Here is a 10,298-nt window from a genome sequence, read left to right on the forward strand (position 1 = left end):
CCGATTTGAAAGTCAATCGTTAATTTCGAGAAATTTTCGATTTATCTTTCTGGTTAGAAACCGCAGCTTCTTAACCATCTGATGTTGCGTTGCGCCTTGCGCTGTGCCGTCTCAGTGGTTGCGCATTATAGGGAGATTCGATTTCGGTGCAAGGCTTTTTCGGTAAAACCTTAACTTTTAGATCCGTTTGCTTAAATAATACGCTCAACGTTTGTTTTTTGTGCTCCTCCCCGACATTTTCAACACAATATTCAGACTATTGTTAAAAAATTGGAAACAGCTTCAAGCTTATGCTTCATTTAATTGCTAAATTACATAAGGCACTTAACCGTTCTCGCTTTCTTTTTTTGAGCGTTAACTGCCTCAAGCACAATTTGAAACATCTAATTACAATTATATTTTATTATCAGGGGTTCAATTAAACATGAAATCGTCCAACACACTGGGTTTGTCTGTGTTGTTTTCTCTTGCATTAGCAGGCGTAGGTTTTGTTATTGCCTACTTTTTACAACTCGACTCTGCATTAACGCTCGCAATTGGTATAGCTATTGGTGGCCTAGCAGTTACCTTTTTACCAAAAAAAGTCGCTTCAACCGAAGATAGCTTTACCACTAAAACACTTTACGTTGGCAATTTGCCTTATCGCGCAAACGAAGCATCCGTCCGTCAATTATTTTCTGAACATGGCCGTGTCGTATCAGTAAGGCTAATGAAAGATAAGCAAACCGGCAAACGTCGCGGTTTTGGTTTTGTCGAAATGCCAGATAGCGATGCAGATGCCGCAATCGATGCGCTAAATGAAAAAGAGTTTCAGCAGCGCACCCTTAAAGTACGCGAAGCAAATGAACGTACTAGCCGTGACAACGAAAATGAGTCTGGCGAATAGCTCTATCTATTTATACCGTAAATAACTGTAACGAACTAAAGCCCAATTTCTTTAAAGTGGGGTTTAGTTCGTTAGTTTCTTGATTTAGTAAACTGCAATATATATTCAACTCAGCATTACTCGCTGTAATGTTAATCAATGAAGTCACTCGTTTGGCTATTGCCACGCCAGAATCAACCAACTCAACATCGTCCCCCAGCACTCGCTTTAGTTCTTCTTCGAGTAGTGGAAAATGCGTACAACCCAACACCACTCGATCGGGTTTAACTTCCGCTAGTAGCCAAGGGGCTAAAATTGCCGCAAGTGAATCTAAGTCAACAGGCTTCATGCGTAGCTTTTGTTCTGCTAGCTTGACCAACTCACTTGAACCGATCCGTAATACGGTTTTATCTGCAGCAAAATTGCGAACTAAAGTGTCAGTATAAGAACGAGCAACGGTACCGGGCGTAGCCAATAAACCTATGCAGTTATTCTTTGTCGTCATCGCCGCAGGCTTGATAGCAGGAACAACGCCAACCACCGGAATAGACAAAATTTGTCGCAACGGTTCAAGCACCAAGGTGCTAGCAGTATTACAGGCAATGACCACCAATTCAGAGCCAAACTCATTGACCGCTTTAGTCAAAAGAGAACAAACCCGCTCTATCAGTACTTGGTCATCTAACTCGCCGTACGGAAAATACTGATTATCGAATAAGTAGGTCATAGAAACAGTCGGCAATTGCTTTTGCAGTTCAGCAAATATCGATAAGCCACCCACACCTGAATCAAAAATTAAAATACTCACTGATATAAACCACTCACTAGAATTAAGCTAATTGTCACTGTTTTTGCTATTAACCTGCAAGCCCCGAACTAAATTAGTCACGGCTTTACTGGACAAACATGACACGCTCGTTAGAATTTGCCTTTTTCTACGCTGCACTATTGAGGTCGCTATGTCTTGTCCATTTATCCAACCTGAACTTTACCAACAGCAGCTGGAATCAAAAGCATCCCAACTTACAGCGCAGTTTGCTTCGTTTAATCCGCCATCATTAGAGGTGTTTGACTCTCCAGCACAACACTATCGAAGTCGCTGTGAGTTTCGGGTATGGCATGAAGGCGATGACCTTTATTACATAATGTTTGACCAAGCGACCAAAGCTAAAATCCGTGTTGATCAATTTGGTCCAGGAAGTGAGCTGATTAATCGGTTGATGCCAGAGTTAATAGCACTGATAAAAGGCAGCACCGTACTGCGTTACAAGCTATTTCAAATTGATTTTCTGTCAACCCTAAGCGGTGAAGTACTCGTCAGCTTGCTATACCACAAGCAACTTGATGACGAATGGCAAACGCAAGCAAAACAACTCAAACAACGCCTGAACGAAAGCTACCAGCTCAATATAATCGGTCGAGCACGCAAACAGAAAGTCTGCCTAGATAAAGAGTATGTGATTGAAAAGCTCACGGTGCATCAACGAACTCTAACCTATAAACAAGTAGAAAATAGCTTTACCCAACCTAATGCAAAAGTAGCTGAAAAAATGTTGGAATGGGCAGTGGAGTGTACTCGTGGCAATGAAGGGGATCTACTCGAACTTTACTGTGGTAATGGTAATTTCTCCCTTGCTTTAGCAGAAAACTTCAATCGTGTACTTGCAACTGAAATAGCTAAGCCTTCGGTAGAGTCGGCGCAATTTAATATTGCAGCCAACAATATTGATAACGTCACTATTATTCGTATGTCAGCAGAAGAATTTACCCAAGCGATGCAAGGTGAACGTGAGTTTTCTCGATTAAAGGGGATCGATTTAGCCAGTTACCAATGTAATACCATCTTCGTAGATCCGCCACGCTCAGGCCTCGACGACGAAACAGTAAAAATGGTACAAGGGTATGACAACATTCTTTATATTAGCTGCAACCCTGATACCTTAGCAGATAACCTTAAAGTGCTTGGCCAAACACATAAAATCACACGTTTTGCGCTATTTGACCAATTTCCCTATACCCACCACATGGAATCAGGTGTTTATTTACAGCGCATCTAGTCATAGCGAAGCCAGCCGCCATCGCCGCGGCTGGCATGTGAAAGCCTATTTATAAGCGTTTACTGTAAACTTCTTCATCCACATCTTGAACGTCTACCGACACACTCCCAGTAAACTCAACCGACTCTGTAAGCGTCCGGCATAGCAACTGGCTGAGTTGATACTTTTCCCTAGATGTTCGTCCTTTGAGTAACGACACAGTCAAATGAATAAATTGGCCATTATCTAAATCGCCGACACGATAATAAGGGAAGGGATGTGCACGGCTTTTAATGGCACTCGCGGTAAAATAACCACAGTCCTTAGCCGCATTATGTACTGCATTCAATACTGTAGGGATATTATGGGAAGATTCTAGATCTTGTGAATACTCCATCACTAAGTGTGGCATATTAGCCTCCTAATTTTCAGCAAGTTAGCTCATGTACTATTTTGAGTGTATCTCAGAATAGCTAACTAACAAGATGAAAAAAGGTGATTCAATTACCAAGATTTGCTTTGTTTGAGTTGCAAAAAAACTAATAACTAAAATAAGAAATTAAGCCCTATTATTTGTCAACCAACAACGAAAAGCGCAAAGGTTTTCACTAGCTAAGTCATTACAACAAATCAAAAATGATAACAATATGACTAAACAACAGCGGCTTGATAAGAGCCCAGTACTTTAACTTGGTAAGAAAGGTTAATTTGAGCGATCGCCGCGGCAATATTATCTTGCTCACAATGACCTTCAATATCGATAAAGAAATGATACTTACCCAATTGCGACTTAGTTGGGCGTGACATAATGGAAGTCATATTGATACGGCGGTCAGATAATGCAGTAACAATGCTGCCTAACACACCCGGTTTATCATGATCATCTCTTACAACTAACGTCGTTTTATAGGCCAGTGCGGGATCAATTTTTTGCGGTTGCTTGCCTAACACTAAAAAACGCGTTTGATTATGTGCGAAGTCGGTTACGTTATCGATTTTAAAGCAGTCTTTGCTCCACTCTTTTAGCACATGATGTGGAATAACCGCAGCGGCTGGCTCAGTAGCGCCTTCTAAAGCATTAAGAGATTCCATATTACTTTGCGTATTGTGGATCGCAATGCCCTGTAAACTTTCAATAAACTCAGAGCACTGACCATGAGCAACAAATTGAACGTATAAGGAACGTACTTCAGCGAGACTTTGACAGTTAGTTACTAAAGCAAACTTAATAGGTAACAGTATTTCATCACGAATAAACAGATCCGTTGCCATCAAGCCATCAAGAACAACTTGAACATAGCCTTCAGACAAGTTCTCAATAGGTAGTACTCCCCAATCAGCTTCATTGCCAATGGCGTTAAATGCAGTTTTTAACGTCGGAAAATAAGCGACTTTGCTACTTAGTCCCTGCGCTAGCAAGTAACGCTGAGTTGCCATATCGGAAAAGGTATCTTTTGGGCCTAGGGTCGCAACTACACTCATGCAAAATCTCGCTTTAAAATACTGAGCAGGGAATTTACATTATCTTGACTGAAGCGTCACCTACTCTAGTGTCATCGGGTGATTTACGGCAATAAAAAAGCCTGAATAAATCAGGCTTTTGCTATTAGATGTAAGCTTAAACTTAAATATCCATTACATCTTTTAACTTTTTCAACGCATTGTTTTCTAGCTGGCGAATACGCTCAGCCGATACTTGATATAAATTTGCAAGTTCTTGTAATGTGGCTTTATCTTCGGTTAACCAGCGAGATTGTAAAATATGCTGACTACGGTCATCCAATTGCGACATCGCCGCTGTTAATTTGGCTGAGGCATGGCTTTCATAATCATCATGCTCAAATTGTGCCGCTAGATTAGAAGACTTATCTTCGAGGTAATGCATTGGCGCAAAATTATCATCATCGTCATCATTACCTAAATCAAAAGCTTGATCCTGAGCGCTAAGACGCGACTCCATCTCCATCACTTCTTTTTCTGAAACACCTAAAGATTCAGCTACATTACGTACTTCTTCCTGGTTAAACCAGCCAATACGCTTCTTCGACTTACGTAAATTGAAGAAAAGTTTTCGCTGGGCTTTGGTCGTTGCCACTTTTACTACACGCCAATTACGTAACACATATTCGTGTATTTCAGCTTTAATCCAATGCACAGCAAAAGAAACCAAGCGTACACCCACAGTAGGATCAAAACGCTTCACTGCTTTCATTAAGCCAATATTACCTTCTTGAATTAAATCAGCTTGAGGCAAACCATAACCTGAGTAGCTTTTTGCAATATGTACCACAAAACGTAGGTGAGACATAACGAGCTTACGTGCAGACTCTAAATTACCTTCATAGAATAATTCTTCCGCATAACGCTTCTCTTCTTCAGCACTCAGAACAGAAAATTGATTAACTGACTGAACATAACCTTCAATGCTTCCTTGAGGAACCAATGCCATTGAATAATCTGTACTCATTAGTAACCTTTCTTTTATGAATATGGATAACACTTGCTAAAGCCTATAAGCCAGCTAAAACGTAGCAAGTTGACAGAATATAGGGAATCGTCAAAGAATATGCAAGTTTCCAACCTTTGGTGTGGGCGACAAGCTTGCTTTTAAGTGGGAAGGGTACGATCTTGGAGCAGAATTGGATCGTAAACCGAGTGAAAGGATAAGGCTTTCGACCATTAAATGTTGGCTTCTAATGACTAACACTTTATCGGTTGTTAATTGCACTTGTGCCGTTAGTTGCTTAAGCAAAGATTTTCCTACGCCTTGCTCTCTGTAGCCGGAGCGAACATATAAACAACGAATATCAAGTTCATTTAGGCCATCAAGTCGATACAAAGTACAGCCTATTGCATCACCATTGCTGCGCGCAATTAGCAATTGGTAATCACCAAGTAAAAAGTCATCAAGCACTGACTGAGAATTGCTTGCTTCTGAATCTAGCTCATTCAATAACAATTGCGCAACAGGAGAAAAGAGAGAAGCATCTTCAAATGAAAGCGATAACGACATGATTATTCCCTATGATGAAGTGTAAAGCCCCTTAAGGGTAACCGATAAAAAAAAGTGATACAAGTCACAAAATAATTTCAACCGAAATTAATAACATAATACTCAGGTAAAAAGATAGCACCAGCTAAGATGCTAAATCACGATAGAAGTCGATTTAACAAATTATGGCTCAATCAGATGAATGTGGCGCTTCACGGTTACAAAGGAAGAAATAAGTCCAAGCAAGGAAGCAAGACCAACCATAAATAAAAACTCGCTAAAAGATAAACCTAACAACCTAAAGTCACTTTGATACAATCCAGCGACTTTAATTACCGCAGATTCCATCCACAAAACCAGCGAACTCGTTAACACCCAAGCAATCAACCCGCCAATCAAACCATACCAAAGGCCAGTGTATAAAAAAGGGCGATGGATAAAGGAGTCAGTGGCACCAACCAGTTTCATGACCTCTATCTCACTGCGGCGATTAAGTATATTAAGGCGGATAGTATTACCAACAATGAGGAGAACAGAGGCAAGTAATAAGAAGGCGATAGCAACAACTGAATCTACAGCAAGGTTAATAATACTATGTAAACGCTCAAGCCATTCTATATCTAGTTTTCCTTGCTCAACTTCTTTTTCCTGCTGGAGCTTAGCGAGCAACAATTTTGCCCCTGCAGGTGAGGCATGTTGTGGCTTGGGTGTGACCTGGACCACTGCTGGGAGCGGGTTGGAATCAAGATAATCGAGTGCATTACCAAAGCCAGACATTTCTCTAAACTCAGCCACAGCCTGCTCTTTAGATATATAAGTCACGGCATCAACTTCATCATATAAACTGATCCGTTGAATAAAGTTTTGCGTGGTTTTATCAGATAAACCTGGCTGCAAAAACAAGCTCACTTCAGCCGCATTATCCCAGCTTGCAGTCACTCGCTCTGCATTTTTAAGAAGTAGATGAAAACTTGCTGGCAATGCCAAACTTATTCCCAAAACGGCCATCGTCATCAATGATGCCATTGGCGTACGCCACAACTCACCCAAGCTGCCTATGGCTTGTTGAAAGTGATTCACCCAATACATCAAAAATCGTTTGTGTAATGGTACCTTAGCAATACGAGGAGAAGGATTTAAAATATTACGCATGACCTTCCCCCAGCAAACCATCACTACTCATTTTACCGTTTTTAAGGGTTAAAGTTCGGTAGCGCATTTTAGCTATAAGGCCCAAATCATGAGTCGCAATCAACACAGAAACACCAACGCTATTAAACGCTTCAAATAGTTTTAATATCTCAGTTGATAGCTTTGGATCTAAGTTACCTGTTGGCTCGTCAGCTAATAACAATGGCGGCTTGTTCACTACCGCCCTTGCGATACCGACGCGTTGCTGCTCACCACCAGAAAGGTGAACAGGAATACATAAAGCCTTATCGGAGAGCCCTACTTTGTCTAATGCGGCCATCACGCGACGCTCTATTTCATTACGGCCATACCCTTCAATAACTAATGGAAGTGCTACGTTTTCAAATACCGTTTTATCCATTAACAAGCGATGGTCTTGAAAAATAATGCCTATATGGCGACGCAAGTAAGGGACATGACGACGAGAGACCCGACTAATGTCATTACCATTAAGGAAAATCTTACCATCTGAAGGGCGCTCTAATAGACTAATAAGTTTGAGCAAGGTACTTTTCCCAGCACCGGAATGCCCCGTTAAAAAAGCCATTTCACCTTGCTTTAAGTGAAAATCAACCTTCTGGAGCGCTTGGTGACTACCGGAATATACTTTACTAACTTGCTCAAATTTTATCATGTCGGTTTTCTATCCTTAGCTATCAGTGATGATCCAAGTCGCGCCATCAATCCTTTTGTTCACGGCTAAATAATGCTTCTATAAACTCTTCAGCATCAAATTGGCGCAGATCATCAATTCCTTCCCCTACACCTATATAGCGAATAGGAATTCCGAATTTATCTGCTACGGCAAAAATAATCCCACCTTTTGCAGTACCATCTAGTTTCGTTAGAGTAATACCCGTCACACCAACAGCATCATTGAATAATTGTGCTTGGCTGATAGCGTTCTGGCCGGTGCCAGCGTCAATCGTCAACATAATTTCATGTGGTGCAGTTTCGTCTTTTTTCTTCATCACGCGAACAACTTTTTTCAGCTCTTCCATTAGGTGATTTTTGTTTTGTAGACGACCTGCTGTGTCAGCTATCAGCACATCAATATTACGGGCTTTTGCAGCCTCTAAAGCATCAAATAAGACCGAAGCACTATCAGCCCCGGTATGTTGGGCGATTACAGGTATGTCATTACGCTCACCCCAAACTTGTAATTGCTCTACAGCAGCTGCGCGGAATGTATCACCAGCTGCAAGCATGACTGATTTACCTTCACGCTGGTATTGCTTCGCAAGTTTACCGATAGTCGTTGTTTTACCTACACCATTAACTCCGACCATTAAGATCACATAAGGCGATTTTTCTTTATCAATTTCAAGAGGTTTATTTACCTTAAGCAACATATCAGACATATCTTGCTTAAGTAAATCATATAAAGCTTCAGCATCTTTAAGTTGTTTACGGCTAGCATGGGAAGTTAGCTTCTTGATGATGCCCGTCGTCGTTTCAACCCCAAGATCTGCAACCAACAACTGCTCTTCTAATTCGTCAAAAAGATCATCATCTATCTTTTTACCGCTGAATAGACCAAAAAAACCACTTCCAATATTTTGTTTAGTGCGACTTAAGCTATTTTTCAAACGAGAGAAAAAACTAGGCTTTTTCTCCTTTTTATTCTCTTTACTTGGCTCTGCGGCTAAACGTGCTTCTTCAGCCGCTTGTGCTTCCGCCGCTAAACGCTCCTCTTCAGCAGCCTGTGCTTCCGCCACTAAACGTGCTTCTTCAGCCGCTTGTGCTTCCGTCGCTAAACGCTCCTCTTCAGCAGCCTGTGCTTCCGCCACTAAACGCGCTTCTTCAGCCGCTTGTGCTTCCGCCGCTAAACGTGCTTCTTCAGCAGCTTGTGCTTCCGCCGCTAAACGCGCTTCTTCAGCCGCTTGTGCTTCCGCCGCTAAACGCGCTTCTTCAGCAGCCTGTGCTTGCGCCGCTAAACGCGCTTCTTCAGCCGCTTGTGCTTCCGCCGCTAAACGCGCTTCTTCAGCCGCTTGTGCTTCCGCCGCTAAACGCGCTTCTTCTGCAGCCTGTGCTTGCGCAGCTAAACGCTCCTCTTCAGCCGCTTGTGCTTCCGCCGCTAAACGTGTTTCTTCTTCAGCCGCTTGTGCTTTCGCCGCTAAACGTGTTTCTTCGGCAGCCTGTGCTTCCGCCGCTAAACGTGCTTCTTCGGCAGCCTGTGCTTCCGCCGCTAAACGTGCTTCTTCTGCAGCCTGTACTTCCGCCGCTAAACGCGCTTCTTCAGCCGCTTGTGCTTTAGCATCTGATTCGTCGGGTGTAGTAGAGGAGGAATCTACTACTTCTGGCTCTTGCTCAGCCTCTTTTTTGCCAAATCCTAACCAGGAAAATAAACCTTTTTTCTTCGCCATTTGTGTAAAACCTTACCCGATATGAGAATGCCTGTTAAAATACAGACCATTATATTGCGTGTATTTTAACACCTAATGGCCGGACTAAAAATTACAATGGGCACAAATCAAAGGCTTAGATCGAAACAAAAAGCAATAAATCCTACGAAAGACGGGCAAATTCGGATTATTGCCGGGCAATGGCGCGGCCGCAAGTTTCCGGTTAAAGATTTGGAAGGTCTCAGACCCACAACAGATCGCGTAAAAGAGACGGTTTTTAACTGGCTCGCAATGGACGTTCGTGATGCAAATTGTTTAGATTGCTTCAGTGGTAGTGGCAGTTTAGCCTTTGAAGCTTTATCTCGTTACGCGTCAGCGGCAATACTTATTGAAAAAGACAAGCTTGCAGCAAAGCAATTAGCAAGTAATTTAGCTGCAGTAAAAGCCAGTAATGGCAAAGTGGTGTGTACAGACAGCATCACGCACCTTAGTAAACCAGCTAGCCAGCAATTCGACATTGTATTTGTCGACCCACCGTTCAGAAAAGGCTTACTCGAACCTTGCTGCGAACAATTAGAATCTAATAACTGGCTAAGTACAAATGCGCTGATCTACATTGAGCGCGAAAAAGAGTTAACCAATCCGAGACTACCTACAAACTGGCAACTTATTAAAGACAAAGTTGCTGGTCAGGTGATCTATCAGGTTTATCAACGCCAAGCTTAATATGTGATAGCAAGGTAGATAATGAACCACTTTTCGAGTGGTTTTTTGTTTGATGTAAGTTTTTTCCTTCAAACGTAAAAAAGCCCGACTCTTTCGAATCGGGCTTCTACTGCTCACTATGAGCTTATTTGGCGCTTGGCGGT

At 42.1% G+C, this 10,298-nt stretch carries 11 protein-coding genes; 3 read left to right on the forward strand and 8 right to left on the reverse strand.

Going from position 1 to position 10,298, the window contains the following annotated elements; all coding sequences use genetic code 11:
- Nucleotides 1–424 precede the first annotated feature (424 nt).
- The gene (locus Q4519_RS20815; RefSeq protein WP_232804174.1) at nt 425–886 is read left to right on the forward strand and encodes an RNA-binding protein; all 462 of its coding nucleotides are present in this window, start codon (nt 425–427) and stop codon (nt 884–886) included.
- A 10-nt stretch (nt 887–896) separates the two neighbouring features.
- Here the strand turns inward: Q4519_RS20815 and murI are convergent, their stop codons facing one another.
- Nucleotides 897–1,673, reverse strand: a complete 777-nt coding sequence (murI, locus tag Q4519_RS20820; protein ID WP_232804173.1) for a glutamate racemase — start codon at nt 1,671–1,673, stop codon at nt 897–899.
- Between the two features lie 151 nt (nt 1,674–1,824).
- Here murI and trmA point away from each other — a divergent pair, with 151 nt between their 5' ends.
- Entirely contained in the window at nt 1,825–2,922 is a 1,098-nt protein-coding gene (trmA, locus tag Q4519_RS20825) for a tRNA (uridine(54)-C5)-methyltransferase TrmA (protein ID WP_303515719.1), read from the forward strand.
- Nucleotides 2,923–2,971: 49 nt separating this feature from the next.
- Here trmA and Q4519_RS20830 read toward each other — a convergent pair whose 3' ends face one another.
- From Q4519_RS20830 to ftsY, 7 genes are all read right to left on the reverse strand, one after another.
- Nucleotides 2,972–3,313 (reverse strand): 5-carboxymethyl-2-hydroxymuconate Delta-isomerase, encoded by a 342-nt coding sequence (locus Q4519_RS20830; RefSeq protein ID WP_232804171.1) that lies wholly within the window; start codon nt 3,311–3,313, stop codon nt 2,972–2,974.
- Between the two features lie 239 nt (nt 3,314–3,552).
- The gene (locus Q4519_RS20835) at nt 3,553–4,383 is read right to left on the reverse strand and encodes a prephenate dehydratase domain-containing protein (protein WP_303515722.1); all 831 of its coding nucleotides are present in this window, start codon (nt 4,381–4,383) and stop codon (nt 3,553–3,555) included.
- 142 nt (nt 4,384–4,525) lie between these two features.
- Nucleotides 4,526–5,368 (reverse strand): RNA polymerase sigma factor RpoH, encoded by an 843-nt coding sequence (gene rpoH, locus Q4519_RS20840; RefSeq protein ID WP_232804169.1) that lies wholly within the window; start codon nt 5,366–5,368, stop codon nt 4,526–4,528.
- Between the two features lie 90 nt (nt 5,369–5,458).
- On the reverse strand, nt 5,459–5,914 hold the full coding sequence (locus tag Q4519_RS20845; RefSeq protein WP_232804168.1) for a GNAT family N-acetyltransferase: 456 nt from the start codon (nt 5,912–5,914) through the stop codon (nt 5,459–5,461).
- Between the two features lie 162 nt (nt 5,915–6,076).
- A complete protein-coding gene (gene ftsX / locus Q4519_RS20850) occupies nt 6,077–7,045 on the reverse strand; it encodes a permease-like cell division protein FtsX (protein ID WP_232804167.1) in 969 nt (322 codons plus the stop codon).
- Entirely contained in the window at nt 7,038–7,718 is a 681-nt protein-coding gene (gene ftsE / locus Q4519_RS20855) for a cell division ATP-binding protein FtsE (RefSeq protein WP_303515728.1), read from the reverse strand. The genes ftsX and ftsE overlap by 8 nt, the downstream gene beginning before the upstream one ends.
- A gap of 46 nt (nt 7,719–7,764) precedes the next feature.
- A complete protein-coding gene (ftsY, locus tag Q4519_RS20860; RefSeq protein ID WP_303515729.1) occupies nt 7,765–9,450 on the reverse strand; it encodes a signal recognition particle-docking protein FtsY in 1,686 nt (561 codons plus the stop codon).
- Nucleotides 9,451–9,546: 96 nt separating this feature from the next.
- Here ftsY and rsmD point away from each other — a divergent pair, with 96 nt between their 5' ends.
- Nucleotides 9,547–10,155 (forward strand): 16S rRNA (guanine(966)-N(2))-methyltransferase RsmD, encoded by a 609-nt coding sequence (gene rsmD / locus Q4519_RS20865; RefSeq protein ID WP_303515732.1) that lies wholly within the window; start codon nt 9,547–9,549, stop codon nt 10,153–10,155.
- The last annotated feature ends 143 nt before the right edge of the window (nt 10,156–10,298 follow it).

Origin of the sequence: Motilimonas sp. 1_MG-2023 (assembly GCF_030547455.1) — a bacterium.
Lineage (GTDB): Bacteria > Pseudomonadota > Gammaproteobacteria > Enterobacterales > CBDFNC01 > Motilimonas.